Source organism: Micromonospora sp. NBRC 107095 (assembly GCF_030269705.1).
GTDB classification, from domain to species: Bacteria; Actinomycetota; Actinomycetes; order Mycobacteriales; family Micromonosporaceae; genus Micromonospora; species Micromonospora parva.
Window position 1 is genome coordinate 367,544 of sequence record NZ_BSTU01000007.1, and the last position, 26,203, is coordinate 393,746.

Annotated in this window: 24 protein-coding genes; 13 read left to right on the forward strand and 11 right to left on the reverse strand. The window is 69.2% G+C overall.

From position 1 onward, the window contains the following. Positions 1-36 precede the first annotated feature (36 nt). Positions 37-594 carry a hypothetical protein gene (locus QSK15_RS30030; protein ID WP_285797404.1) on the forward strand — a complete coding sequence of 186 codons (558 nt, stop codon included), beginning with the start codon at positions 37-39 and terminating at the stop codon, positions 592-594. A gap of 1 nt (position 595) precedes the next feature. Continuing rightward, a complete protein-coding gene (locus QSK15_RS30035) occupies positions 596-2,035 on the forward strand; it encodes a dihydrolipoyl dehydrogenase family protein (protein WP_285797405.1) in 1,440 nt (479 codons plus the stop codon). A gap of 81 nt (positions 2,036-2,116) precedes the next feature. Here the strand turns inward: QSK15_RS30035 and QSK15_RS30040 are convergent, their stop codons facing one another. Continuing rightward, positions 2,117-2,725 carry a TetR/AcrR family transcriptional regulator gene (locus QSK15_RS30040; protein WP_285797406.1) on the reverse strand — a complete coding sequence of 203 codons (609 nt, stop codon included), beginning with the start codon at positions 2,723-2,725 and terminating at the stop codon, positions 2,117-2,119. Positions 2,726-2,975: 250 nt separating this feature from the next. On the opposite strand from QSK15_RS30040, the gene QSK15_RS30045 reads away from it, so the two are divergent. Next, complete coding sequence (locus QSK15_RS30045) at positions 2,976-3,725, forward strand: alpha/beta fold hydrolase (RefSeq protein ID WP_285797407.1); 750 nt, start codon at positions 2,976-2,978, stop codon at positions 3,723-3,725. A gap of 85 nt (positions 3,726-3,810) precedes the next feature. Here the strand turns inward: QSK15_RS30045 and QSK15_RS30050 are convergent, their stop codons facing one another. Further along, positions 3,811-5,037, reverse strand: coding sequence for a PQQ-dependent sugar dehydrogenase (locus QSK15_RS30050; protein WP_285797408.1), 1,227 nt, complete (start codon positions 5,035-5,037; stop codon positions 3,811-3,813). A gap of 449 nt (positions 5,038-5,486) precedes the next feature. On the opposite strand from QSK15_RS30050, the gene QSK15_RS30055 reads away from it, so the two are divergent. Together QSK15_RS30055 and QSK15_RS30060 are read left to right on the forward strand one after the other, a co-directional pair. Further along, entirely contained in the window at positions 5,487-6,065 is a 579-nt protein-coding gene (locus QSK15_RS30055) for a hypothetical protein (RefSeq protein WP_285797409.1), read from the forward strand. Positions 6,066-6,458: 393 nt separating this feature from the next. Continuing rightward, positions 6,459-7,139, forward strand: coding sequence for a lytic polysaccharide monooxygenase auxiliary activity family 9 protein (locus QSK15_RS30060; protein WP_285797410.1), 681 nt, complete (start codon positions 6,459-6,461; stop codon positions 7,137-7,139). Positions 7,140-7,376: 237 nt separating this feature from the next. Here QSK15_RS30060 and QSK15_RS30065 read toward each other — a convergent pair whose 3' ends face one another. After that, the gene (locus QSK15_RS30065; protein WP_285797411.1) at positions 7,377-8,423 is read right to left on the reverse strand and encodes an aldo/keto reductase; all 1,047 of its coding nucleotides are present in this window, start codon (positions 8,421-8,423) and stop codon (positions 7,377-7,379) included. Positions 8,424-8,495: 72 nt separating this feature from the next. Here QSK15_RS30065 and QSK15_RS30070 point away from each other — a divergent pair, with 72 nt between their 5' ends. Both QSK15_RS30070 and QSK15_RS30075 read left to right on the forward strand, forming a co-directional pair. Next, positions 8,496-9,032, forward strand: a complete 537-nt coding sequence (locus QSK15_RS30070) for a TetR/AcrR family transcriptional regulator (RefSeq protein WP_285797412.1) — start codon at positions 8,496-8,498, stop codon at positions 9,030-9,032. A 144-nt stretch (positions 9,033-9,176) separates the two neighbouring features. Next, positions 9,177-9,542 (forward strand): VOC family protein, encoded by a 366-nt coding sequence (locus QSK15_RS30075; RefSeq protein WP_285797413.1) that lies wholly within the window; start codon positions 9,177-9,179, stop codon positions 9,540-9,542. 88 nt (positions 9,543-9,630) lie between these two features. Here QSK15_RS30075 and QSK15_RS30080 read toward each other — a convergent pair whose 3' ends face one another. From QSK15_RS30080 to QSK15_RS30095, 4 genes are all read right to left on the reverse strand, one after another. After that, a complete protein-coding gene (locus tag QSK15_RS30080) occupies positions 9,631-11,802 on the reverse strand; it encodes a HelD family protein (protein WP_285797414.1) in 2,172 nt (723 codons plus the stop codon). A 164-nt stretch (positions 11,803-11,966) separates the two neighbouring features. Then, entirely contained in the window at positions 11,967-12,518 is a 552-nt protein-coding gene (locus tag QSK15_RS30085) for a hypothetical protein (RefSeq protein WP_285797415.1), read from the reverse strand. A 115-nt stretch (positions 12,519-12,633) separates the two neighbouring features. Next, positions 12,634-14,481 carry a glycoside hydrolase family 15 protein gene (locus tag QSK15_RS30090; RefSeq protein ID WP_285797416.1) on the reverse strand — a complete coding sequence of 616 codons (1,848 nt, stop codon included), beginning with the start codon at positions 14,479-14,481 and terminating at the stop codon, positions 12,634-12,636. 153 nt (positions 14,482-14,634) lie between these two features. Continuing rightward, positions 14,635-15,639 (reverse strand): LacI family DNA-binding transcriptional regulator, encoded by a 1,005-nt coding sequence (locus QSK15_RS30095; protein WP_285797417.1) that lies wholly within the window; start codon positions 15,637-15,639, stop codon positions 14,635-14,637. 182 nt (positions 15,640-15,821) lie between these two features. Here QSK15_RS30095 and QSK15_RS30100 point away from each other — a divergent pair, with 182 nt between their 5' ends. Genes QSK15_RS30100 through QSK15_RS30115 form a run of 4 tightly spaced genes read left to right on the forward strand, consistent with a single transcriptional unit; the run spans position 15,822 to position 21,306 of the window. Further along, positions 15,822-17,087 carry an extracellular solute-binding protein gene (locus QSK15_RS30100; RefSeq protein ID WP_285797418.1) on the forward strand — a complete coding sequence of 422 codons (1,266 nt, stop codon included), beginning with the start codon at positions 15,822-15,824 and terminating at the stop codon, positions 17,085-17,087. Continuing rightward, positions 17,084-18,082, forward strand: a complete 999-nt coding sequence (locus QSK15_RS30105; protein WP_285797419.1) for a carbohydrate ABC transporter permease — start codon at positions 17,084-17,086, stop codon at positions 18,080-18,082. Before QSK15_RS30100 ends, QSK15_RS30105 begins: the two co-directional genes overlap by 4 nt. Beyond that, on the forward strand, positions 18,079-18,945 hold the full coding sequence (locus QSK15_RS30110) for a carbohydrate ABC transporter permease (protein WP_285797420.1): 867 nt from the start codon (positions 18,079-18,081) through the stop codon (positions 18,943-18,945). Before QSK15_RS30105 ends, QSK15_RS30110 begins: the two co-directional genes overlap by 4 nt. Positions 18,946-18,981: 36 nt before the next feature. Next, positions 18,982-21,306 carry a beta-xylosidase/alpha-l-arabinosidase gene (locus QSK15_RS30115; protein ID WP_285797421.1) on the forward strand — a complete coding sequence of 775 codons (2,325 nt, stop codon included), beginning with the start codon at positions 18,982-18,984 and terminating at the stop codon, positions 21,304-21,306. 80 nt (positions 21,307-21,386) lie between these two features. Here the strand turns inward: QSK15_RS30115 and QSK15_RS30120 are convergent, their stop codons facing one another. From QSK15_RS30120 to QSK15_RS30130, 3 genes are read right to left on the reverse strand one after another with little or no spacing between them, the layout of a single operon-like run. Further along, positions 21,387-22,028, reverse strand: coding sequence for a hypothetical protein (locus QSK15_RS30120; protein WP_285797422.1), 642 nt, complete (start codon positions 22,026-22,028; stop codon positions 21,387-21,389). Beyond that, entirely contained in the window at positions 22,025-22,777 is a 753-nt protein-coding gene (locus QSK15_RS30125) for a hypothetical protein (protein WP_285797423.1), read from the reverse strand. The genes QSK15_RS30120 and QSK15_RS30125 overlap by 4 nt, the downstream gene beginning before the upstream one ends. Further along, on the reverse strand, positions 22,771-23,484 hold the full coding sequence (locus tag QSK15_RS30130) for an ABC transporter ATP-binding protein (protein ID WP_285797424.1): 714 nt from the start codon (positions 23,482-23,484) through the stop codon (positions 22,771-22,773). Before QSK15_RS30130 ends, QSK15_RS30125 begins: the two co-directional genes overlap by 7 nt. A 112-nt stretch (positions 23,485-23,596) precedes the next feature. On the opposite strand from QSK15_RS30130, the gene QSK15_RS30135 reads away from it, so the two are divergent. Further along, a complete protein-coding gene (locus QSK15_RS30135; RefSeq protein ID WP_285797425.1) occupies positions 23,597-24,445 on the forward strand; it encodes a sensor histidine kinase in 849 nt (282 codons plus the stop codon). Further along, entirely contained in the window at positions 24,442-25,107 is a 666-nt protein-coding gene (locus QSK15_RS30140) for a response regulator (RefSeq protein ID WP_285797426.1), read from the forward strand. Before QSK15_RS30135 ends, QSK15_RS30140 begins: the two co-directional genes overlap by 4 nt. Here QSK15_RS30140 and QSK15_RS30145 read toward each other — a convergent pair. Then, positions 25,101-26,018: an oxygenase MpaB family protein gene (locus tag QSK15_RS30145; protein WP_285797427.1), complete on the reverse strand. Its 918-nt coding sequence runs from the start codon at positions 26,016-26,018 to the stop codon at positions 25,101-25,103. The two genes, QSK15_RS30140 and QSK15_RS30145, sit on opposite strands and share 7 nt — an antisense overlap. Between the last annotated feature and the right edge of the window lie 185 nt (positions 26,019-26,203).

The window sequence follows — 26,203 nt, forward strand, 5'->3', positions numbered from 1 at the left end:
AACGTCCCTTCGCTCCGGAATCCTCGAGAGGATGACATGACCACCGTTGCCGCCCCCGGCATCTCGACGACGGCCGCCGCCCTGCGGCGGTTGTACTTCGGCCGCTTCGCCTTCGCCCTCGTCTGGGCTGCCGTGACGTTCCCCCTCGCGAAGCACCTCAACCCCCTCACCGCCACGCTGCTCGTGCTCTACCCGCTGTTCGACGTGGCCGCCGCCATCGTCGACGTCCGTGCGTCGCGGGCCACCGGATCGCCCACCCTGCTGTACGTGAACGTCGCGATCAGCCTGCTCGCCGCGGTCGGACTGGGCATCGCCGGTACGTCCGGCGTCCCGGCGGTCCTGCGGGTCTGGGGTGCCTGGGCGGTCGTGGCCGGGCTGGTGCAGCTGATCGTCGGCGTCACCCGCCGTAGGATGGGCGGCCAGTGGCCGATGATCATCAGCGGTGGTCTCTCCGTACTCGCCGGTGGATCGTTCATCGCGGCAGCCTCGGCGGACAACCCGGCTCTGACCAACGCGATCGGCTACGCCATCCCCGGCGCCATCTTCTTCCTCATCGCCGCCATCCGCCTCGGCCGCACCGCGAAGGGCAACTGACATGGAGAGCGTCACCTACGACGTCGTTGTCATCGGCGCGGGACCGGTGGGGGAAAACGTCGCCGACCGCGTCGTGAAGGGCGGCCTGACCGCCGCGATCGTCGAGCGGGAACTGGTGGGTGGCGAATGCTCCTACTGGGCCTGCATGCCGACCAAGGCGTTGCTGCGCAGTCAGACCGCGCTGCGGGCGGCCCGTCAGCTGCCGGGCGCGCGCGAGGCGGTGACCGGCGAACTGGACGCGGCGGCCGTCCTGCACCGCCGGGACTCCATCGTGTCGCACTGGACGGACGACGGGCAGGTGTCCTGGCTGAACTCGGCGGGGATCACGCTGTATCGCGGCCAGGGACGGATCAGCTCCGACCGGACCGTCGAGGTGACCGGCGCGGACGGCGCCCTGACCTCGCTCACCGCCCGACACGCCGTCGTCATCGCGACCGGCAGTAGCGCACTGCTGCCGGACGTCTCCGGCCTGGGTGAGGCGGCACCGTGGACCAGCCGGGAGGCGGCCGCCGCGAGCCAGGTTCCCGGCCGGCTCGCCATCATCGGTGGTGGCGTGGTGGCCACGGAGATGGCCACCGCGTACGCGGGCCTCGGATCGGCGGTGACGGTGCTCGCCCGGGACGGACTGCTCACGCTGGCGGAGCCGTTCGTCGGCGAGCGGGTCACGCAGTCGCTGCGGGAAGCCGGCGTCTCGGTGCGTCTGGCTGCCGAGGCCGCGTCGGTGAGCCGCGACGGCGACGGCACCGTGCACATCACACTCACCGACGGCGAACAGGTCCACGCCGACGAGGTCCTCGTCGCGATCGGCCGTACGCCGAACACGCAGGACGTCGGCCTCGACCGGATCGGCCTGAAGCCGGGGGCCTGGCTCACTGTCGACGACACCCTGCGGGTGGTCGACGACGCCGGGGCGTTGATCGGCGACGGATGGCTGTACGCGGCCGGCGACGTCAACCGGCGGGTGCTGCTGACCCACCAGGGCAAGTACCAGGCTCGCGCGGTGGGTGACGTCATCGTGGCGCGGGCCACCGGCGAGGCGGCGGACGACCGCCCGTGGGGTCGGCACGTCGCCACGGCCGACGCGCGCGCCGTGCCGCAGGTCGTCTTCACCGACCCGGAGGTCGCGTCGGTGGGGCTGACCGCAGCCGCCGCCACGGCAGCCGGGCTGCGGATCCGGGTCGTCGACTACGACCTGGCCGCCGTCGCCGGGTCCACTCTGCATGCCGACGGCTACCAGGGGCACGCCCGCATGGTCGTGGACGAGGAGCGGCGGGTGATCGTCGGCTTCACGCTCGTCGGCCCGGACGTCGCGGAACTGCTCCATGCCGCGACGATCGCCATCGTCGGCGAGGTCCCACTGGACCGGCTGTGGCACGCCGTGCCCGCGTACCCGACCGTCAGCGAGGTCTGGCTGCGCCTGCTGGAGGCGTACGGCCGCTGACCTGAGCCGTCGCGGTCGTGCGCGCCGTCCCCGGCCGCGCACGACCGCGACGACACCCGTGGCGGACTCTCTGGCGGCTACCTACTGTGCCGACTCTGCCGACTGACGCTGCGCGTTGATCCTGAGGAGCCCTTCGATGCCACTCAGGAACGTCTCGGACACCATCGTCGGGTCGGCGAGGCATCCGGCCGCCATGGCGCCGTCGCGGAGCATGACGAAGTGACGCGCCGCGGGATCCGCCGTTTCTTTGTCGACCTGCGCCATGAGCATGGTGATGGTGTCCAGGAACCACTGCCGGTGGGCCATGAGTTCCTGGTGCACGGGATGGTTCGCGTCGGGATATTCCGCCGCGGCGTTCAGGAACGCGCACCCCCGGAACCCGGGGGACTGGATGTTCTGCGCGATGGAACCGGCGATGGCCAGCAGCGGATCGACCGGCGACCGGTTGACGGCGAGAGCCTCGTCCACCATGCCGCGCTCCATCTGCTGCACCTCACGCAGATAGGCCAGAATGAGGTCGTCCTTGCTGGGGAAATGCCGGTAGAAGGTGGCCCTGGTCACCTTCGCCTCGGCGATGATCCGGTCGACGCCGACGGAGTGGATGCCCTCGGTGTAGAAGATCCTGGTCGCCGTGCGGAGCAGCCTGAGTCGTGCCTCAGAGGGCCGGGCCTCGGGTACCTCGCGTGTCATCCACCCATCTTAGCGAATAGAACGTTCGGTCGCGCCGCGCGACGTCGAGACCGACGTCCGATGGTCCACTCAATTCCTCGATCTCGGCGACAGTGGCCGGACAATGCTGGATTCTGGATGCGGCAATCCGCCGGATCCCGGATGCGCGACTGATGCGCGCGGCCGGCGGAACATCCGTCGACCGCCCCGGTCGATTCGGTTTTTCACGCCAGCTCTGGCGAACGGCGAGGCACCTCGAAAGGAATCCCAGATGAGCATTGCTCCTGACATGTCCGCCCAGGGGGCGGGGATGCCGACAGTTGTGCTGGTCCACGGGGCCTTCGCCGGCTCGTCGAGTTGGAACGGGGTGATCGCCGACCTCAAGCGTCGGGGCTATCCGGTCATCGCCGTCGCCAACCCGCTGCGCGGTGTGCAGAAGGACGCCGCCTACGTTCGGGCTCTCCTGGACAGCTTGCCCGGCCCGGTCGTGATGGCCGCCCATTCCTACGGCGGGCTGGTCATGACCGAGGCCGCGGACGGCGCCGCCAACGTCAAGGCCCTGGTGTACGTCGCCAGCGTGAGCCCGGAGGTGGGCGAGAGTGTGATCGGGTTGCTCGGCAAGTACCCCGGAAGTCAGCTCGCAACGAGCATCACGATGGTCCAGATCCCCGCCGAGGGGGGCGGAACGACAATGGATCAGTACATCCTCCAGGACAAGTTCCCGGAGGTGTTCGCCGCCGACGTCGACCGCGGCACCGCCGAGATCATGGCGGTGACGCAGCGACCGGCCTCGGCGAGCGCCCAGGAGGAGAGCGTCACCAAGGCCGCCTGGAAGACCATCCCCTCGTGGACCCTGGTCACCACCGAGGACCAGGGCATCCCGCCGGACCTGCAGCGCTTTCTCGCCGATCGGGCGGGATCCACGACGGTGGAGATCGCCGCCTCCCACGCTGTGGCAGTCTCCCGACCCGGCGCGGTCGCCGACCTCATCGACAGCGCCGCCCGCGCCACCATGAGTTAGGGGGTGGACGGCGTCGGTATCCAGTTGCCGGATACCGACGCCGTCCGAGCCCGTGCTACTCAGTGCCGTCGAGCACGCCCTGCCGTCAGCGGGCGGCTGGCTGAACCCGCTCGAAGCGCACCCGGCTCAGCCAGCCGGGAAGGTCACTGAGCACGTACAGTTCGCCGTTCACGTCGGTGCCGATCGCGGTGGGCTGAATGGGGAAGTTGCCGATCGTCGCGGACTCGTACCCGCCCGTGGGCTTGGGACGCACGGCGAACGCGAGGGTCGAGCAGTAGTCGCTCGCCACGTAGACACCCCGCGCCTCCGGGGTGGCGGACCCTCGGTACACCACGCCGCCGGTCACCGAGCAGTTCTCCGTGAGGTAGTGCTCGTACTCGAAGACCGGGTCGGTGTACCGCGTGCCCGGCCGGCACTGCGTCTGGTCGAAGACCGGGGTGCCCTCTCGGCAGGACCAGCCGAGGTTCGCCCCACGCTGCCACGGCCGGATGTGGTTGATCTCTTCGACCAGGCCCTGGCCGACATCACCGATCCACAGGGAGTTGTCGACCGGGTCGATGGAGAACCGCCACGGGTTGCGCAACCCGAAGACCCAGATCTCCGGCCGCGCACCTGGCGTGCGAACGAACGGGTTGTCGGAGGGCACGCAGTACGGCTTCCCGCCGCAGGAGCGGTTGACGTCGATCCGCACGATCTTGCCGAGCAGGGTGCCGAGGTTCTGACCGGACTTGAACGGGTCGTTCGCGTGGCCGCCGTCGCCGAGGGACCAGTAGAGGTAGCCGTCGCGGTCGAACGCCACCTGTCCGCCGTTGTGGTTGCCGTACTCGGCGTGCTCCTGGGTGAGCAGCACCTGCACCCGGTCAGGGGCCCCGATGGGCACTCGCGCCAGGGTCAACGCCCCGGCTGGCAGGCTCGTGTAAGCCACGTAGAGGATCCCGGTCCGCGCGAAGTTCGGTGCCGGCGTGATGCCGAGCAGGCCGCGCTCGTTGTCCGAGGTGTCGATCCGGGAGGTCAGGTCGAGCACCGGCTCGGCCGCCAGGCCGGTGTCGGGGTGATAGGCGCGGACGGTGCCGTTCTTCTCCGCGATCAGCATCCGGCCGTCCGGCAGCCCGGTGATCGCGATTGGCCGTTGCAGACCGAAGGCCACCTGTTCGGAGACCACTGTCAGCTCGGCGAGGGGCACCGCGCGGGTGCGGGATGGGCCGGCCGCGGCGGTGCCGGCCACCGGTGCCGGCGGTAACAGCAACGCGGACAGGGCCAGAATGAGCAGCCCGGCCAGGATGGTGGCCGGGCGACGACGCCGTCGGGACATGTTTCAGCTCCTCAAGCAGGGTGGAGGTACGGAACGCGATCTGGGAGCGTTCCCACGATACATCGATTCAACCCGATCTCAAGCCCGTCGTCGTGCCGCCGTCCGGCTGCGGCGGAACGAATCCACGGTGAGCGCCATCGATGTTGCACGAGCGGATCAGACGTGTTGGAATGGCTCATATCGCCGCAGCGCGGGGGCAACCGCGCTGGGAACGGCCAGCACGGGAGCATCGCAGTGCCAGCAGGGCGTCGCTTGTGGCGGGCGCTCGCGTGGCGCATCGCCGGGCCATCCTCCTGTCGACGGGCACGTGCCGGGCAGGCACCCTAGCCCGCCCGTGCCCATCTCCGGTCCGTGTCCCCGGCAGCTGACGTGCTCGACGTCGGAGCTGCCAGGGGCGTCCGATGTGGTCTGCCAGCGCACCAGAAGCGGCGACGAGGTGAGAAGCAATCATGATTTCCCGAGAGAGTTTCGCGGGCTGGTACCGGAACCGCTTCGTGTGGGTGGCGGTGATCGTCCTGGTGGTGTCGGCCGGTGCGGTCGTGCTGGTCAACCGGGCCGAGTCGACAACGGAGCCGGTGGATCTGCAGGGGCAGATCACGGCCCGGATGCGTACCACGCTCGAACAGGTGGACCCGGGGCAGCACAACCACGCGGGGCACGGTGTTCAGCAGGCGGCCACCACGGAGAAGCCGCCGGTGATCTGCGGGGTCCGCGTCTACGGCTACGAGCCGGCCGACGTCACAGCGCTCGCCGACGTGCGCACGGTGTACGGCTTCCACCTCTGCGGCGTCGCCGAGCAGAAGCGCCCCTGGGACGTGGCGGTCAAGCTGGCCGGGCCCGTGATCATGGACATGTCCACCGAGCCTCCCGGGATCCAGGTGGTCGAGGCGACCGCTGACGTCATGTTCGTCGACCGGCTGCGGGAGATGTTCCCGGACAAGTACGAGGAGGTGGCCCTCAAGGAGGCGCTTACCGAATCGGAGATGGCCGAGCAGCGCCGCCGTTACGACGTCGCCGCTGGGCTGTGACCACGCCGGTCGGTCGGGCGGGGTGGTCGTACCCGCGGGGTCGCCGGTTCCGAACCTGCGGCTGGGCGTCGCCTTCGCGGGTCCTGCGGTAGCGGCGAGCCGAGGGGACGCCGTCGCGCACGATCCGTCCGACGGTGCTGCGGACCCGGGTGTGCCGAACCGTCGTTGGTGCGTCGTCGGGTCAGCGGTCCGTATCGCGGGGCCCGGCGCCTGGTGGTGATCCGGCCCTGGTGAGGCGGCTCGTCCTTCAGCGTGCCCCGGTCGGGGACCTCGTCGGCTTGATCCACATTCGACCATTAATGAATCCGTATTGATATTTACGGCCATGGATGTAACAGTTGGTTTGGGAGCGTTCCCATTGTGATCTCTCGTACCAAGAGCGGAGGATGAACAGTGCGTTCACACAAGCCCGATCAATCCGGCGGGCGATCTCGGTCACCCGTCCGTCAGTCCATCCGGGCGGTCGTCCTGCTGTTCGCCATGGTGGTCGGCACGCTGCCCTTTACCGGCGCGGCCCAGGCCCACGGCACGATCATCAACCCGGCCAGTCGGGCCTATCAGTGCTGGAAGACCTGGGGCAACCAGCACATGAACCCGGCCATGCAGCAGCAGGACCCGATGTGCTGGCGGGCGTTCCAGGCCAACCCCGACACCATGTGGAACTGGATGAGCCAGCTGCGGGACGGCCTCGGCGGCCAGTACCAGGCCCGTACCCCGGACGGTCAACTGTGCAGCAACGGCCTCTCCCGGAACGACTCGGTGAACCAGCCTGGAGCGTGGAAGGCGACCAACGTCAGCTCCAACTTCACGGTCCAGCTGTACGACCAGGCCAGCCACGGTGCTGACTTCTTCCGGGTCTACATCACGAAGCAGGGGTTCAATCCGAGCACCCAGAAGGTCGGGTGGGGCAACCTCGACCTGATCGCGACGACCGGGCGCTACGCGCCAGCGCAGAACATCTCGTTCAACGTCTCGGCGTCTGGGCGCTCCGGAAGCCACGTCCTGTTCGTGATCTGGCAGGCGTCGCACCTGGACCAGGCCTACATGTGGTGCAGCGACATCAACATCACCTGATCGGCAAGATCCACAACCGCAACACAATCCGGCCCAGGACGGTGACGTCCTGGGCCGGATTGTGCGTCGGGTGATGCCCGGCCACGGCCGCCCAGGCGCCCCGCGCCCGCGCCGGTCGGCCGCAGCTGCGCGGCCCGCTTCCAGGGGATGGACCGCTCGTCCAGCAACGTCGGGTCGGCGATCGCCTGCTGGCTCAACGCTGTGGGCACCACGCCGGGCCCGATGGTGTTGACGCCGCTAGCGGACGGGAACGGGAGGAGGGCCGAGCACTGTGCGGTCACCGTCGGAGCCGTGCTCCAGCGCAACGGCGACATTCTCGTGGGGCGCTCCTGGTCGGATGGCACTCACCTCGTCCAGGTGCCGGTAGTGCTGGTCGCCGAGCTCGAGGTGGAGCGACCTCAGGTATTCGTCCAGCTGGGCCGGAGTTCGGGGGCCGACGATCGGGATCAGGGCCGTGGTGGCCAGCGCGGCCCGGCGGCGCAGCCAGGCCAGGGAGACCTGGACGGCGCTGACGCCGAGCTCGTCGGCGATCGTCAGTACGGCGTCGACGATGGCGGTGCGTTGTGCGGTGCTCTCGATCGCGTCGCCTCGGACGGTCAGTCGACCCTGTTCACCCCGCCGATACTTGCCGGTGAGCAGTCCGCCGGCCAGCGGAGAGTAGAGGACCACGCCCAGGCCGTGCGCCGCCGCCATCGGCAGGAGCTCCCGCTCGGCGGATCGTTCGGCCAGGCTGTACTCCGTCTGGATGCCGACCACGGGCGCCAGGCCGCGCAGGTCGGCGTGGACCGCGGCGCCGGCGATCCGCCAGGCCGGGAAGTTGGACAGGGCGCCGTGCAGGATCTTGCCCGAGCGGATCAGGTCGTCGAAACCGGCCAGGATCTCCTCGATCGGTGTGACGCCGTCGGGAAAGTGCGGCATGAAGACGTCGACATGGTCGGTGTTCAGCCGGCGAAGAGTCGCTTCGAGGGATCGGACCATGACCTTGCGGCTGTTGCCGGTAGTGCCGGGGCGGGGCTCGGCCTGCCTGCTGCCGCTGTACTTGGTGATGATCACGAAATCGTCCCGTTGCTGGCCGAGCAGCCCACCGAGCACGGTTTCGGCCTGTCCGTCCTGGTACAGGTTGGAGGTGTCGAACGTGGTGCCGCCAGCGGCGACGAAGGCATCGAAGATCTGTCGGGAGCCTTCGGGGCCGGCGCCGGCGTCCGACGTGCTGAAGGTGGCCGTTCCGAGCACGTACTGCGACACACGCAATCCGGTCAGCCGGCCGAAGGTCTGGTAGCGCACTGGTGGCTCCTGAGGCGTGGTGGGGCGAGGTAGGCTGACAACGGTAGCAAAAAAAGCGAGGGGTCACTCTTTATGCCCAGGGTCAGTCAAGCTCATCTCGACGCTCGCCGCCAGCAGATCGTCGACGCCGCCCGTGCCCGGTTCGCCAGTCACGGGTTCGCCCACACCTCGATGGCCGACATCGTCACCGAGTCCGGGCTCTCCAACGGGGCCATCTACCGGTACTTCGCCAGCAAGGAGGAGATCGTCATCGCGGTCTGCGAGCAGGGGACCGACGCCCTGCCGAGGGCGCTCACCGCCGAGGCCGTGGGAGGCTTCCTCGAACATGTGCGGGCCCGCGCCCGCGACACCCATCATGCTCGACTGGTTGCCCAGATCTACGCCGAAGCGGCGATATCGCCGCCGCTCGCGGCCGTTGTGCAACGACAGCTCTCCGCCATGCGGGCCGCGATCGCCGAGCTGGTGCCCGACTCCCGGCGCGCGCAGGCCGGGCAGATCGCCGAAGCGTTCGTGGCCCTCAGCATCAGTTACACCGTGCAGCTGGCGATCCGCGGCGACCTGGACCCCGCACCCTTCACCGCAGCGCTGGTGGCAGTCATCAACGGCTAGGCGAGCGTGACGTGAGCGGCTCCCGCTGCTCCTCCACCGACGCTCGGCCGGCGTCGGACACTACCGGCGGCCTGGCACAAAAAGAGTGGGCCGTCGTTTCGAGTGCTAGCGTCACTTGGTCGGCCTGTACCCACTGGAGGACCCGTGCCTGTCGCTCACCTCGCTGCGCTCAACGTGGAGTGCCCTGACCCCGCCGCGCTGGCCCGCTTCTGGGCCGCCATGCTCGATGGTGAGGTCGCTGTCGAGACAACGGATTTCTGTGCGGTGAAGGCCGGTCCGCTGTACCTCGGCGCGGTTCGCGTCGACGACTACCGGCCACCGACCTGGCCCGCCGGCGACCGGTCCCAACAGATGCACCTCGACCTGGCCGTTGACGACCCCGACCACCTCGACGACGCCGAGGCGCGGGCGATCGAACTCGGCGCTGTCAGAGAAGACCAGCAACCCGCCCCGGAACGCTTTCGGGTCCTGCGCGACCCGGCCGGGCACCCCTTCTGCCTACGCCGGTGAAGCCGCACCACCCCGCAGCCAGGCAGCACGAACCCCGCAGGTCACCCACGCGCATCTCCACGACGGCGCAGATCAGCGGCGCGGGCGATCACGGCGTGAGGAGCAGTTGGCCGAGTTCCTGGGTGCATCGGGTGAGCGCGACGTAGAGGCCGTTCCAGCCGCGCGGTTCGGCGGCGATGCCCTGCGGGTCGACCAGCAGCGTCGCGTCCCATTCCAATCCCTTGGCCTGGGTTGCGGTGAGCACCGGCACGTCACTCAACACGGCGAGGAGTTCGGCGACGCGGTCCGCGGGGGCGATGACGCCGACAGTGCCGCCCTGCCACCGTTGCCGCAACCGCCGCACTGCCTCGACGGCGGCACCGGCGAGCTCGGTGGGTGCGATGGTGACTTCCCAGGGGGCGACACCGGAGGAGCGGACCGCCCGGGGTGGCGTGCTGTGGCTGCCAGCCTTCGTCAGGACCGGTCCGGTGAGTTCCATGACCTCGCGCGGGGTCCGGTAGCAGATGGTGAGTTCCGCAGCGGTCCAGCGGTCTCCGAAGACGGCCCGCACCGCTTGTGCCCAACTGGTGTGCCGGTGCGCCGCCTCGGCCTGGTCGATGTCGCCGACGGCGGTGATGGAGCGGCTGGGGCACCGCCGCAGAACCATCTGCCACTGCATCTCGGACAGCTCCTGCGCCTCGTCGACGACGACGTGGCCGTACACCCAGCCGCGCTGCCGCCGGGCGCGGTCGGCGACGAACTCACCCTGTGGTTGCGGGGCGTCGACCTCGCCGAGCAGTTCGGCGAGGGCGTCGAGCAGAGGGATGTCGCTCGGTGCCCACCCGGTCGGCTCGGCCGAGACGGCGGTGATCTCCTCGGGGGACAGCTGTGGGGCGAACCGGGTCAGCAGGGCGGGATCGGTCAGCAGTCCAGCCAGCAGGTTCTCGGCATCGAGGGTGGGCCACCAGGCCTCGATGAACCGGGCGACAGCGGCGTTCTCGGCGATGCGGGACCGCAGATGCTCGATCTCCTCCTCGGAGAGCAGTCCGTCGATGTCGCTGCCGGTGGACGTCCGGGGGGCGTGGTGCTCATGCTCCATGCTCTGGTCGACGCGGGCGAGGATGTCCTCGAAGCCCTCCTCCATCTCGTCCATCAACGCCTCGCGCTGCTCGGCGACGACATCGGCGAGGAGGTGGTGCAACTGCTCGGCGAACGCCGCGCGGGCGCGGTGGTACGGGCGTCCCTGCGTCGCCGAGGTGAGCGCCTGTGCCACCGTCGCAGCGTCGATGACGTAGAACTCGCCATCCCAGCGCAGCTTCAGCTCGCGCGGCCGGGGGAGCAGTGACGCGACGTACCTTTCGAGCGTGCCCTGCCAGAGCGCGCGGCCCTTGATCTCGGCGAGAAGCCTGCTCTCGTCGCGACCCACCTGGACGTCGGCCAGCAGGGTGTCGCAGGTCGCCGAGACGACGGCGGTCTCACCCAGCGCGGGCAGCACCTGGGCGATGTACCGGAGGAACCGCGGCGAGGGGCCCAGGACCAGGACCGCCTGCTCGGCCATCTTCCGGTACGTGAACAGCAGGTACGCGACGCGGTGCAGGGCAACAACCGTCTTGCCCGTGCCGGGGCCACCTTGAACGATCAGCGGGCCGGTCGCCTCGGCCCGGATGATGTCGTCCTGTTCCCGTTGCAGTGTGGAGATCGCCGTCGACATGTGGCCCGTGCGCCGCTGGTCGAGAGCGGCCAGGAGGGCGCCTTCGCCGACGAGGTCGGCGGTCATGCTCCCGTCCAGTGGCTCGTCGTCCACGCCGACGACTGTCGATCCCGTGGTGCGGATGTGCCGCCGCCGTGCCTGACCCTGTGGGTCGCCGGCCGTCGCGGTGTAGAACGGCCGAGCCGCCGGGGCGCGCCAGTCCACCAGCAGTGGCTCACCGCCCTCACCCTCGTCGCGCAGACCGATCCGCCCGACGTGCCGCACCGTGCCGTCAAGGCTGTCGAGGCGACCGAAGACCAGCGCGTCCTCCGCTCGCCGCAGCTCGTCGTACTGCTGGCGGAGCATGCGCTGCCGGGCCTGCTCCATCGGGTCCACTGCCGCAGTCGAAAGCTCGTCCCGAAGGTGGTCGGCCAGCCTGTCCCGCCGGGCCGTGGCCACGTCCAGAAACGCCTGTTCCTCGGCGACCGCGGATCGCAGCGCGGCCCCCTCTGCGGCGGCGGTCAGTTGGCCGTCCGGCGTCTCGTCGCTGACGCCGGCGGTGCTGTTGCTCGGAGCAGACTTACGGCGCATTCGCCAATCCCCGTATCGGTTCCCCCTCGACCCGGACGGGCCGCCGTGCATTCGGCGGCAAGCATAGAGTCGGTTGCCATCACCGCCCAGGAACTCCGCCCGCAGAGACGGTAATCTCAATTCCTTGCAGGTCCCGGGGCTCAGGTGGCCTCCATCCGCTGTGGTCAGCCCAACGTGAAGGTCACGTCGTCGACGTCGAAGGCGGTGACGCCGTTGCCGGCCGTCTCGCTGCCGAGGAAGCTGACCGTCGCGGTGCGCTCGGTCGTCGCCGTCCCGCTCGACATGGTGTACTGCCGCCACGGCGTCCCACCGTCGAAGGCCAGCGAGAACCTCGTCTTCGGCGGTATTCCGGTGACCGCCATTCCGACGTTCAGGTAGTCGCCCCGACTGATCTCCGTGGTGGTGGTCCGCACCCAGAAGCTGACCGTCAGGTCGCAGTTGGCCGGCACGGTGACTGTGGTGCGCAGCAGGTCGCTGCGCGTCACGTCCAGCCCCGCGAAGGTGGCGTACCCGCGCCCGGTGTGTGCGGGCCGGGTCGCGTCGCCGAAGACGACGATGCGGGGGCCGGCGGTCCAGCCTGTCGCGCCGCGCTCGAACCCCGGGTTCGGGTGGATCTGCCCGGAGCAGGGCGGGTCGGCGACCGGCTTGCCCTGCGATGTGCTGCCCGTGCTCAGGAGCAGGGCCGCGGCCACTGCGATGGTGACGAAGGCTTTCATCAGGTCTCCCCGCGTCAATACATTCGAGATGATCGATACGTGTCGACGATGCGTGATGGGCGTGGGCGCGTCAAGCCCTTCCCACGTCGGCTCCGCACACGGTGGCTGACCGGCGCTACTGGCGACGGCGGGCGTCAGCCTCGGTGTCGAGCAGGTCGTTGAGGGTCAGCGCGGAGTTGATCAGGGAGAGGTGGCTGAACGCCTGGGGATAGTTGCCGATCTGCTCCCCGGTCGCGGCGATCTCCTCGGCATAGAGGCCGAGGTGGTTGCTGAAGGTGAACATCTTCTCGAAGGTGAGTCGGGCGTCGTCGAGGCGGCCGGAACGGGCCAGCGCCTCGACGTACCAGAACGTGCACATGTTGAAGGTGCCCTCGTGGCCGGGGAGGCCGTCGGGGGAGTGGACCGGGTCGTACCGGTGGACCAGGCTGTCCGAGACCAGCTCGCGTTCGATCGCCAGCAGGGTGGACTGCCACAGGGGGTCGCTCGGGGTGACGAAACCGACCGCCGGCATGGCGAGCAGCGCCGCGTCCAGCACGGTTTCGTCGTACGCCTGCACGAACGTGCCCCGGCCCCGGTGGTATCCGCGGGCCATGACCTGGTCGTAGATGCGGTTGCGTTGCTCGGTCCAGCAGGCCATGTCCCCTGGGCGGCCGGTGCGGGTGGCCAATCGGATCGCCCGGTCCAGCGCCACCCAGGACATCACCCGGCCGAAGGTGTAGTTGCGGGGGTGGTGACGGCTCTCCCAGATGCCGGCGTCGGGCTGGTCCCAATTGCGGCAGAGCCAGTCGACCAGCCGGACGGTGCTCTTCCACACCTGGTGCGAGACACGGATGCCCTGCTCGTCGGCGAGGTGCATGGCGTACAGCGCCTCGCCGTGGATGTCGAGCTGGAGCTGGTCGGCGGCGCCGTTGCCGATCCGTACCGGGCGTGATCCGCGGTAGCCCTCCAGATGGTCCAGCACCTCCTCGTGCAGGTCGGAGGAGCCGTCCACCCGATACATGATCTTCAGTGGATCCTGGTGGTCGCCGGCCTCGCGGATCCGCTCGTCCAGCCAGTTCATGTACCGGCTGACCTCCTCGGTGAAGCCGAGGCCGAGCAGCGCGTGCACCGAGAAGGACGTGTCGCGTACCCAGGTGTAGCGGTAGTCCCAGTTGCGGGTTCCGCCGACCAGCTCGGGCAGCGCGGCGGTGGGCGCGGCGATCATCGCGCCGGTCGGCGCGTACGTCATGAGTTTCAGCGTGATGGCCGAGCGCTCGACCATCTCCCGCCAGCGGCCGGTGTAGCGGGAACGCTCAAGCCAGCGCCGCCAGTAGTCCTGGGTCCACTCGAACATGCCCTGGATCTCTTCCGGCGGGAAGATGCGCGGTTCGCTACCGCCCGTCTCCAGGACCACCCCTCCCGTGTCACCCTCGTTCAGCGTGCCGTACGCGACCAGGTCGCCGCCCTCGAGGTGGATGTCACCCTGCTCGGAGATCAACCGCCGCACGGGGTCGACCGGGTGGAACGTCAGCGTGGCCGACCGGCTGCGGAAGAGGTAGCCGTTGTGGTGGCGCTCCAGCTGATGCTCGTCGCGGGCGTAGTTGAACCGAGGTCGGCACTCCACCCGGAAGCGCATGCTGCCCCGGACCATGGTGACGAGGCGGACCAGGCGGTGCGCGTCGGTGACCCGTTCGCCGGTGACCGGCATGAAGTCCATTACCTCGGCCACACCGTCGGCGCTGATGAACCGCGTGATCAGGATGGGCGTGCCGGGGAGGTAGAGCTGCTTGGTCACGTACCGCACGTCGTGCGGCGCGATCCGGAAGTAGCCGCCCTTCTCCTTGTCCAGCAGCGCGGCGAAGATGCTCGGCGAGTCGAATCGCGGCGCGCAGAACCAGTCGACCGTTCCGTCACACGTCACCAGCGCAGCCGTCTGCAGATCGCCGATGAGTCCGTGATCCTCGATCGCCGGATAGCTGTCCACGTCTCTCCCCGGTTCGGCGGCGTCCTGCGCATCGAACCTAGGGGGAAAGATTGTCGGCTTACGTGGGATTCACGTTCTGCCACCCTGTCGCGTACCCCAGGGTGCGCGGACGAGTTCGCCGAACCCGTCCGGGGTGCCGCGCCCCCTTCAGCGTCAGCGGTGCGGGCGGCAGGAGGAGCGGATGACCAGTTCCGTCGGGAGCCGGATGTGGGTGTCGCGCTCGACGCCGGCGATCAGGTCGACGAGCAGGCGCAACGCCTCGGCGCCCATCCGCTGTAGCGGCTGCATGATGGTCGTCAGCGGCGGGTTGACGAGCGCCGACTCCGGCACGTTGTCGAAGCCGATCACCGAGAGGTCGTCGGGCACGCACAGGCCCATGTCGCGGGCCACGGTCATCGTGGATATCGCCGAGAGGTCGTTACCCGCGAAGATCGCGGTCGGCCGGTCGGCGAGGGCGAGAAGCTCCGCAGCCGGGCCGGCGGCGGTCTCGATCCGGAACCCACCGACGCGGACGAGCCGTTCGTCCACCGGCACGCCGGCTTCGGCCATCGCACTGCGAAAGCCGGCCTCGCGCAGCTGTGCCGACATCAGGTCGGTACGTCCGCTGATGTGCCCGATCCGGGTGTGGCCGAGGGAGAGCAGGTAGTTGGTCGCCAGCACCGCGCCGGCGAAGTTGTCCGAGTCGACGGTGGGCAGGTGGGACGGACCGGTGTGCGGGTCGACGGCCACGACGTGGAAGTTGTTCTCGGTCTCGACCACTGTCGGCGTGACGATCACGGCGCCGTCGATGAGAGTGCCGGAGAGCCGGGCGAGCGAGCGCCGCTCCCATCCGACCGCCGCGCCCTCGCCGTCCCCGCTGGAGTAGGCCAGCAGCTGGTACCCACTGCCGGCGACCTCCTGGGACGCGCCCTTGAGAAGCTCGGTCGAGAACGGCTCGAACTCGGCCAACAGGATGCCGAGCACGTTGGTCCGGTGGCTGCGCAGGCTCTGCGCCCCCAGGCTCGCCTCGTAGCCGAGCTCGTGGATGACCTGTTGGACGCGCTCCACCGTCGCTCGGGCCACGCCGTACCGACCATTGACAACCTTCGATACGGTCGCGACCGAGACGCCGGCAGTGCGTGCGACATCGGACATCTTGACGCGCTGCTGAAACACCACGTCGATGATGATAGGGCCGCAGTCGGCGAGGTGTCGCCGCCGATTCGAAAACGTTATCGATACCGATTGACATCAAGTTACATGACTGTAAAACTTCGCCGCAGGCCGAGTACCGCGACTGAGTAGTCGAGGAGACATCGATGGCAACGAAGCGACGTAGAAGTGCCGTCCTGGCACTGTTGATGACAGGTGTTCTCGTCGCCGCCGGGTGCAGCGGCGGCGGTGAAGAGGCGGCCCCTGAGGGCGAGCTCTACAAGGATCCGGTGACGCTGACCTGGTGGCACAACGCCTCGCAGGACGGGCCCGGCAAGACCTACTGGGAGAAGGTCGCCAAGGACTTCTCCGCACTCCACCCCACGGTCAAGATCGAGATCGAGGCGATCGAGACCAACCAGCTCCAGCGCACCAGGATCCCCGCCGCGCTGCTGAGCAGCGACCCGCCGGACATCTTCATGACCTGGGGCGGCGGTGAGATGACCGAGCAGGTGGAAGCCGACTACCTCAAGGAGATCACCGACCAGACCAAGGACGAGGTCGCCAACATCGGCAGCGCCGCAGAGATCTGGCAGGTGAAGGGCAAGCAGTACGGCCTGCCGTTCCGGATGGGCATCGAAGGCATCTGGTACAACAAGGACATGTTCGCCCAGGCGGGCATCTCGGCTCCGCCGACCACCTTCGAGGAGCTCAACGCCGCTGTCACCAAGCTCAAGGCGATCAACGTCGTTCCGATCGCCGTGGGTGCCGGTGACAAGTGGCCGGCCGCGCACTGGTGGTACAACATGGCACTGCGCGCCTGCTCCGTCGACACCCTCAAGAAGGCGGCCACGGAGAAGACCTTCGACGACCCGTGCTTCGTGAAGGCCGGCCAGGACCTGAAGGCGTTCATCGACACCAAGCCGTTCCAACCCAACTTCATCGCCACGCCGGGCCAGAACGACCCGACCAGCGCCAACGGCATGCTCGCCAACGGCAAGGCCGCGATGGAGCTGATGGGTGACTGGAACCGCGGCACGCTGGACACCGTCGCCACGGACAAGGCCAAGCTCGCCTCGTTCCTCGGCTGGTTCCCGGTGCCGGCGATCTCCGGTTCGCCGGGTGACCCGAAGGCGGCCCTCGGTGGTGGCGACGGGTTCTCCTGCTCCAAGAACGCGCCCGCCGAGTGCGTCGAGTTCCTGAAGTACATCGTGAGCCCCGAGGTGCAGAAGGGCTATGCCGAGACCGGCACCGGCCTGCCGGTGGCCAAGGGCGCGGAGGGGGCCGTGAAGGACCCCGCGCTGACGTCCATCCTGCAGGCCACCTCCGGATCGAGCTACGTCCAGCTCTGGTTGGACACTGCCTACGGCAGCACCGTCGGGACCGCGATGAACGACGCGGTCGTCGCCATCTTCGCCGGCAACGGGACGCCTGAGAAGGTCGTCTCGGCGATGAAGGCGGCCGCAAGCAAGTGACCTCCGCCAACCAGCTCCGTATGCCCGCCGGCGGCGCCTCCGCGTCGCCGGCGGGCCCCCGCCAGGCTGGGCGCGCGTCCGCCCGGCGCGCCGACAACCGTCGCAAGTGGTACGAGATCATCGGCCTCACCACGCCAGCGGTCCTCGTCTACGTGATGTTCGTGCTGGTGCCGATGGGCTTCGCGGTCTACTACAGCCTGTTCCGCTGGCGTGGGGTCGGGCCGCCCACCGAGTTCGTCGGCCTGAGGAACTACACCCTCGCCTTCCAGGATCCGATCTTCCTCGACGCGTTGCGCAACAACGCCATCATCGTGTTCGGGTCGCTGCTGATCCAGGGCCCGATCGCCCTGGGCGTCGCCCTGCTGCTCAACCGTCGCTTCCGTGGGCGCGCCGTGTTCCGCCTGCTGGTGTTCGTGCCGTACGTGCTCGCCGAAGTCACCGTCGGCATCATGTGGAAACTGCTCCTGACCGGCGACGGCACCGTTGACGCGCTGCTGCGGTCCCTGGGCATGGGCGGTCTGGTGCAGGCCTGGCTCGCGGACCTGGACGTGGTCATCTGGACCCTACTGGCCGTCCTCACCTGGAAGTACGTCGGCTTCGCCATCATCCTGCTCCTCGCCGGTCTGTCCAATGTGCCCGACGAGCTGACCGAGGCGGCGTCCATCGACGGCGCAAGCTGGTGGCAGATCCAACGGCACGTCACGATCCCGCTGCTCGGCCCGACGATCCGGATCTGGATGTTCCTGTCCATGATCGGTTCACTGCAGATCTTCGACATGATCTGGGTGACCTCGGTGCCCGCGGTGCGGTCCCTCGGCGCATCGGCCACCATGGCGACCTACATGGTCGACAACGGCTTCTTCGCCCGGCTGTGGGGCTACGGCAACGCCGTGGCGGTAATCCTCTTCGTCATCTCCTTCGTGGCGGCGCTGCTGTTCCAGCGGTTCCTGCTCCGCCGCGACATCGAGGGCGCCATCACCGGAAGGGCGAAGTGACGATGGCCGTGAACAGCGTTCTCCCCCAGTCCACCGGGCGTCGTCAGATTTCCTGGGGCACACCGCTCACCTACGCGCTCGCCCTCGCGATCGCTGCGGTGTCGATCGCCCCGGTCATCTACGTGGTCATCGGCGGCTTCCGCACCACCCCGCAGATCGTCGCGGACCCGGCCGGCCTGCCCGCCCCGTTCGTCTGGGACAACTACGCCCGGGTGCTGACCCAGAGCAACTTCTGGCAGCAGGCGTTCAACAGTGCGGTCATCGCCCTCGGCACCACGCTGGCCGTGGTCGTGCTCGGCCTGGCCGCCGCGTTCGTGCTCGCCCGCTACAGCTTCCGCGGGCGGGAAGGGCTCTACACCTTCTTCACCCTCGGTCTGCTGTTTCCGGCCGGGGCGGCGATCCTGCCGCTCTACCTCATGCTGCGTGACCTGAACCTGATCAACTCCTACTACGCGGTGATCCTGCCGCAGGTCGCCTTCTCACTGCCACTGACGATCGTGATCCTGCGTCCCTTCCTCTCGGCCATTCCGAGAGAGTTGGAGGACGCCGCCGCCATCGATGGCGCGAGTCGGCTCGGCTTCCTCTGGCGCGTCGCGATGCCGCTGTCGCGGCCCGCGCTCGTCACCGTTGGCGTCCTGGCGTTCGTGGCGAGCTGGAACTCGTTCCTGCTGCCGCTGCTCGTCCTCAGCGACGTCAACCTGCACACCCTGCCGCTGGGCGTGCAGAACTTCTCCAGCCAGTACACCACCGACACGGCGGGCGTCCTCGCCTTCACCTCGCTGGCGATGCTGCCGGCACTGCTGTTCTTCACGCTCGCGGAGAAGCAGATCGTCGGTGGCCTGCAAGGTGCGGTCAAGGGCTGAGCGGCAGCGGTACGAGCACAACCAGAGAGGCACAGCATGACTGAGGTCCACGAGGTGGTGGGCGGGCCGGCGCCGGCTCAGGCAGATCCGAACCACAGCCGACAGGACGGGCACGACGGAGGGGATCGCCTCCGCGACCTCCTCGGCCGGATGACGATCGAGGAGAAGATCGCCCAGCTCGTCGGGTTCTGGGAGAAGGAGGACGGCGAGGCGGTCGCACCACTGCAGGGGGAGTTCGGCGACGACTCCGCGCTTGGGGACTTCTCCCGGCACGGGCTCGGTCATCTCACCCGCGCCTACGGCACCCGTCCGCAGGATCCGGCGGAACGCGCGTCCTGGCTGTGGAAGTTCCAGCGGGACCTGGTCACCGGGACCCGGCTGGGCATCCCGGCGATCGTCCACGAGGAGTGTCTCACCGGGCTGTCGGTGTGGAAGGCCGCCACCTTCCCCACCCCGCTGGCCTGGGGTGCCGCGTTCAACCCCGAACTGGTCACCGAGATGGCCGCGGCGATCGGCGCCTCGATGCGGACTCTTGGCGTTCACCAGGGGCTCTCCCCGGTGCTCGACGTGATCCGCGACCCCCGCTGGGGTCGGGTGGACGAGTGCATCGCTGAAGACCCGTACCTGGTCGGCACCATCGGCACGTCGTACGTGCGCGGCCTGCAGTCGCAGGGGGTGCACGCCACCCTCAAGCACTTCGTCGGCTACTCCGCCTCGCGCGCCGGGCGCAACTTCGCCCCGGTGCACGCAGGCCGTCGGGAACTGGCCGACGTGCTGATGCTGCCGTTCGAGATGGCGATCATCGACGGCGACGCCCGGAGCGTCATGCACTCCTACACCGATATCGACGGGGTGCCCGTCGCCGCCGACCCGACGATGCTCACCGGCATCCTGCGCGACCAGTGGGGCTTCGACGGCACTGTGGTCGCCGACTACTACGGGGTCGCTTTCCTGAACCTGCTGCACCACGTGGCGAGCGACCACGCGGAGGCGGCCGGGCAGGCGTTGACGGCCGGTCTCGACGTCGAGCTGCCGACCGGCGACGCCTACCTGACCCTGCGGGAGTCGGTGCGGGCCGGCAGGATCGACGAGGCGATCATCGACCGCGCGGTGCTGCGGGTGCTGCGCCAGAAGCAGGACCTGGGCCTGCTCGACGCGACCTTCACCGACGAGCCGCCGCAGGCGATCGACCTCGACTCACCCGAGCACCGGTCGATCGCCCGCCGGCTCGCCGAGGAATCGATCGTGCTGGTCGCCAACCGGGACGCGCTGCCACTGCCGGCGGGTCGGCGGACGGCCGTCATCGGCCCCAACGCCGACCGGCAGAGTGCGCTCTTCGGGTGCTACTCGTTCCTCAACCACGTCCTCGTCCAGCATCCCGGCGTGGAGACCGGCATCGAGGTGCCGACAGTGCTCGACGCCGTACGGGTCGAGTTCGGCGACGACCTCGTCAGCTGGGCCCGCGGCTGCGACGTGGACAGTGACGACCGGTCCGGCTTCGACGAGGCGGTCGCCACGGCCTCCGCCGCGGACGTCGCCGTCCTGGTCGTCGGCGACCACGCCGGCCTCTTCGGACGCGGCACGGTCGGCGAAGGCTGCGACCGGGACGACCTGGAACTGCCCGGCGTCCAGCGCGAACTGGTCGAGGCGGTGCTGGCCACCGGTACGCCGGTGGTCCTGGTGCTGCTCACCGGGCGGCCGTACACGATCGGTTGGGCGCTGACGCGCTGCGCGGCGGTGGTGCAGGCGTTCTTCCCGGGCGAGGAGGGTGCCGGGGCGATCGCGGGAGTGCTCTCCGGGCGGGTCAACCCGTCGGGCAAGCTGCCGATCACCATGCCCGGGCCGGCCGGCGCGCAGCCCTACTCGTACCTGCACCCCACCCTCGGCCAGGGCAACGAGGTGACCAGCCTGCCGGCGATACCCGTGGCGCCGTTCGGCCACGGGCTGTCCTACACGACGTTCGCGCACACCGATCTCACCGTGTCCGGCACGGTGCCCACCGACGGGGCGATCGGCGTGAGTGTGCGGGTGACGAACACCGGCGCTGTCGCCGGCGACGACGTGGTCCAGCTCTACGGTCGCGACGTGGTCGCCTCGGTGACCCGGCCGTTGGCGCAGCTGCTCGGCTACCAGCGGGTCCACCTGGAGCCGGGTCAGTCCGTCACTGTCGAGCTGACCGTCCCCACCACCCGCCTGGCCTTCTCCGACCGCACGTACACCCGGGTCGTGGAGCCCGGCGAGGTCGAACTCTGGGTCGGCACCAGCGTGCAGCGGGACACCCAGGCGGTGACCACGCTGGTCGGTGACACCGTCCCGGTCACCAACGCCTCCCCACGCTGGACCGTCACCACCATCCGCTGAGACCGGTCCGCCGGCCGTCCCTCCAGGTCGGCCGGCGGATTGGCCCCAACCCGCGTGCCCCCCAGCGGAGATGTGCACACCTAGGCGTCGCGTCGGTGGAAGCTGTAAGCGGCGAGGGCCAGGGCACCGAGGGTCCAGCCGACCGTCGCGGCGGCGCCACGGCACGGGTCGAGGGCCGCGGTGTCCGGCAGGTAGGCAGCGCTGGTGGCGGACCAGGTGCGGATCAGCGGTCCCGCGATGAAGTACAGACCGAGCAACAGGATCACGGCGAGCACCGAGCGGCGGACGACACCGGCGAATGCCGCCCCGAGCAGTGTGGTGAGCGTCAGGTACGCGGTTGCGGCCGGCGTCCACGTGGCCGCGCCGGCCGGCAACGCACTGGTGGCCGCCGTTGTGGCGGCTACCGGAAGCGTCACCACGGCCAGCGTGAGGGCCTTCACCGCCTGTAGAGGCAGCCGCCGGGGCGACGCGAGCAGTGTGGTGCGGATCTGGCCGCCCTCCTCGTACTCGGATGCGGCCGCCAGCACGCCGAGCACCAGGAAGCCGGCCTGGGTGTAGGCGAGCGGTGCGAGGGCGGGGTTGTCGCCGAGTGGCTCGCCGCGAGACTCGGCCACCCTGTACGCCCAGGTCAGCGTCAGGTGGGCGGTCCAGGTCAGCAGTACGGTCAGGCGTAGCGATGGCAGGGTCAGCAGTTTGCGTAGTTCCGCGCGGGCGGTGGTCACGTGTCCCGCCGGTGAAACAGGACCGCGCCCGCCGCGAGTAACGCTACGACCCACGCGGTCATCACCAGTCCGGCGGTCAGCGGAGAGATCTGAACGGGGAAGTCCGCGTTGCGGAGGAACATCCGCGCCCCAACGATGTCCGGCAGGTAGGCGGCGAGGTCGGTGACCTTCGTCAGCAGGTACGACACCGAGACGACAGTGTTGTTGATGATCAGCAGTGTCAGTGGCACTATCCCGTTGCGAGTGATCAGCGTGATCGCGTAGGCAAGTAGTGCGGTCAGCGTCCAGTAGAGGATCGCGCCGGCGACTCGGGCGGCTGAGGGTGTCGGTGCGTGGTCGCCGTGCAGCACCCGGGCGAGGCTGAGTGCGGCGGCAGCGGTGACCGCCGCCTGTGCCGCGACGACAAGCACCAGTGCGGTGGTCTTCGCGGTGAGCAGACGCCGTCGGTCGGGGACAGCGGTGAGCGTCGTGGTGAGCTGACGGGCGCCAGGGCTGTCCGGTCCGGTGGACGCATATTCGCTGCTCATCACGATCACACCGAGGATCATCGGACCGATAAGACCGAGACCCAGGTCGCGCAGGCCCAGGTCGGACGTGTCGGTGACGGTGCCGGCGGCGATCGCACGGCGGGTGTACGGCGCGTTCAGGAGGACGATCAGGGGTGCCGCCAGGGTGCCCAGCACCAGGCCGACCCAGGCCGTGGGCAGTCCGAACAACTTTCGCAGCTCAGCCCTGACAAGGCTCACCATGATCCACCTGTTTCGGTGGCGGTCAGCGCCAGGAAGGCGTCTTCGAGCGTGCGATGACCTCCGGTGACGTCGGCGAGCCCACCCTGGATCACGACCCGCCCCTTGTCGATCACGATGACGTCGTCGGCGATCTCGGCCAGTTCCCCCATGAGGTGGCTGGAGAGCAGGACGGTTCGGCCCTCCGCCGCGCTGTCTTTGAGAAACTCGCGGATCCAGCGGATCCCGGCCGGATCGAGGCCGTTGACCGGTTCGTCCAGGACCAGCACGTCAGGGTCGCCGAGCAGTGCGGTGGCGAGCCCGAGCCGGCGGCTCATTCCGAGCGAGAAGCGGCCGGCACGCTTGCGCGCGGCGCCGGTCAGGCCCACGATCTCGAGGACCTCGTCGGCTCGGGATTCGGGCAGCCCGTTGCTCGCGGCCACCCAGCGCAGGTGGGCGCGGGCCTGGCGGGCCCGGTGCGCCCCGCTTCCGTCGAGCAGCGCGCCGACCGTTGTCAGCGGGTGGTCCAGTTGCCGGTACGGACGCCCGCAGATCAGTGCGGTTCCGCTCTGTGGGCGGTCCAGGCCGAGCAGGATACGGAGCGTGGAGGTCTTGCCAGCTCCGTTCGGCCCGAGGAAGCCGGTGACCCGGCCGGGGCGGGCCTCGAAGCTGACGTCGTACAGGATCTGCGTCTTGCTCTTGGTCTTGCTGACGCGATCGATCGTGATCATGCATCGAGTCAACCGGTCGGTCGGCGCTCGGACATCCGACCGTGCTCGGATTTCGACAGCCGGGTCGGTCCACGGACCGTCAGACCCTGGTCTGAGATCTACAGTCGGGGTGGTGAACGCCCATCCGCGCCCCTCCGGGCAGTCCAGGGCCGTGCCGGTTGTTGTCGCGGTGACCAGCGTGCTGGTGATGGCCATGTGTACGGTCGGCGCGCGGGGCCCGCTCGCGGTCGTCCTGCCGTCGCTGATGGTCGGCGGCGCAGTCGCGACCGCGGTGTGGGCGGTGCGGCGGTCACGCACCGATCGAGCCGCCTACGAGTCCCGGTTGACCGCCTGGGCGGCGTCCGAGGCGGTGCTCGCCGAACGGCTGCGGATCGCCCGTGACCTGCACGACATCGTCTCGCACGGCCTGGGCCTGATCACGGTCCGCGCGGCGGCCACCCGGCACCTACCCAAACCTGCCGAGGTGGAGGCGGCGCTCACCGACATCGAGGACGCGAGCCGGCATGCGACGGCCGAGTTGCGCCGCATGCTCACGGTCCTCCGTGAGCCGTCGGCCGCCAGCCGCCGTGCCCCGGTGGACAACCTCGACGACCTACCCGGCATCGTGCATGGGGCGTCGCTCGCGGGGCTTCGGACACGGCTGACGGTCGAACCGCTCGGTTCGGTATCGCAAGGTGCACAGGTCGCCGTCTGCAAGACCGTGCGGGAGGCGCTCAGCAACGCGGCACGGTACGCGGGCCCGACAGACGTGCGGGTGCGGGTGTCTCGGGACGGAACGTACGTGGTGGCCACGGTTGCCGACGCCGGCCCGCAAGGTGACGGGTGGCTGGCGACACCCGGCGCCGGACACGGGTTGGCCGGTTTGCGGGAGCGGATCGGCAGTCTCGGCGGCACCCTGTCCGCTGAGCACGTCGGCCAGGGCTTCCGGGTCACCGCGCGAATTCGGGACGGGGCAGCGTGAGTGACATCCGGGTGCTGCTGGTGGACGATCAGGCGCTGCTCCGACACAGCCTCGCCATGATTATCGACAACGAGCCGGACCTGACCGTCGTCGGCGAGGCCGGCGATGGAGCACATGCCGTGGCGCACGCCCGGACCACCCGCCCCGACGTCATCCTGATGGACGTACGGATGCCGCACGTCGACGGCCTCAAGGCCACCCGTCGTATCTGTGCCGACCCCGCGCTGGCCGCCGCCCGCGTCCTGGTTCTGAGCATGTTCGAACTCGACGAGTACGTGTACGAGGCGCTGCACGCCGGCGCATCCGGCTTCCTGCTGAAGGACTCCCGACCGGAGGAGCTGATCGAAGCGATCCGTCGGACCCACCGAGGTGAGTCGCTGTTCGCACCGTCGATCCTCACCCGGCTGGTGGCGCACTACGTCGCGGCGCCGTACCCGGACCGGCCGACGCCGGCGCTGCGGGGGCTGACCGGCCGAGAGGTCGAGGTGCTGACACTGATCGGCGGCGGCTTGTCGAACGACGAGATCGCAACTGCCCTGGTGATCTCCGTGAAGACGGTGAAGACGCACATCACGCACCTGTTGGCGAAGCTGGCCGTACGAGACCGGGCACAGTTGGTGATCGCGGCTTTCAACGCGGGGCTGGTGCGGCCGCGTCACTGAGACCGAGCAGCGCGGTCTGCGTCGGTTGTTCCCCGTCTCCGCCGAGAGACCTGTTCGTGCGGCCGGTCGTGCTGCGGGCCGAGCTGGCTGATCTCGTACCCGTCGGGGTAGCTCCTGGCCCGGATGCCGTCGGCGAACAACGCCGTCGTCCGTGGCGCGCCGAACCACCGCTGCGACAGTGAGCGCGTCTTCAGAGCCAGGTGCAACCCCGCCCGGACCGGCCAAGCCGGCGTGTCCACCCGCGTCGCGCGCCGCAGCGGCGCGTCGTACATGGCACTGACCAGTGCGTTTCCCAGCGGCGCGAGCATCCGAGGGAGCCGGGCGAGCATCAGCATGCGGGTGGCTCGTTCGATGGCGGCCGCGTCGTCGTTGGGTTGCAGGTGAGTCGCGTCGTGCGCGTCGAACCAGGTCTCGAACTCGTCGTACGACGCGGGGATGTCGGTGATGCCCATCCGTCGGCCGAGTTCCCGGTAGAACAGGTACGTGGCGTGCCGTTCGTGGCAGCAGGGCGGGCGCCAGCCGTACGCCTGCAACCACCGGGTCGGGATCACGACCAGGCAGCCGAGGACGTAGCGGAAGTCGTCGTTGCTGATGTCGTACGGGCGGTGGATCTGGTTGACGCGCCGCAACGCGTCACGGCCCCGGGGCTGTTCGAAGCCGTTGAGCACCATCTCGTACATCAGCAGGCCGGTGTCGTCGATCCGCTTCTGGGTGCGTTCGGTCAGCTCGCCGGTGGCGGCGTGCACAGTGGCGATGGCGGGGACGGAGAAGGACCGGTTGAAGGCGAGGTTGAGCCCGAGCTTCATGTCCCAGGGGAACTCGTAGCGCAGCATCGTCTGGTAGATGTCCAGGTAGTCGCGCTCCGGGTCCAGAGCCCGGGTACGGGTCAGGTTGTCGTAGCGGCCTCTCATCGGCGGGCGTCTCCCGTGGTGGCCCTGCCGGGTCGACCAGCACCGGCTGCTCCGCAGTGCTGAGGATGGGGAGATCCGACGGTCAGGGTGCCGGCGGCCCACGCCCCCGTCGCACTACCGACCACTGTGCCACCGGCGGTTCGCCATCAGTCGAGTGTACGGGCGGCCGGCGTCGGCGGTGTTGT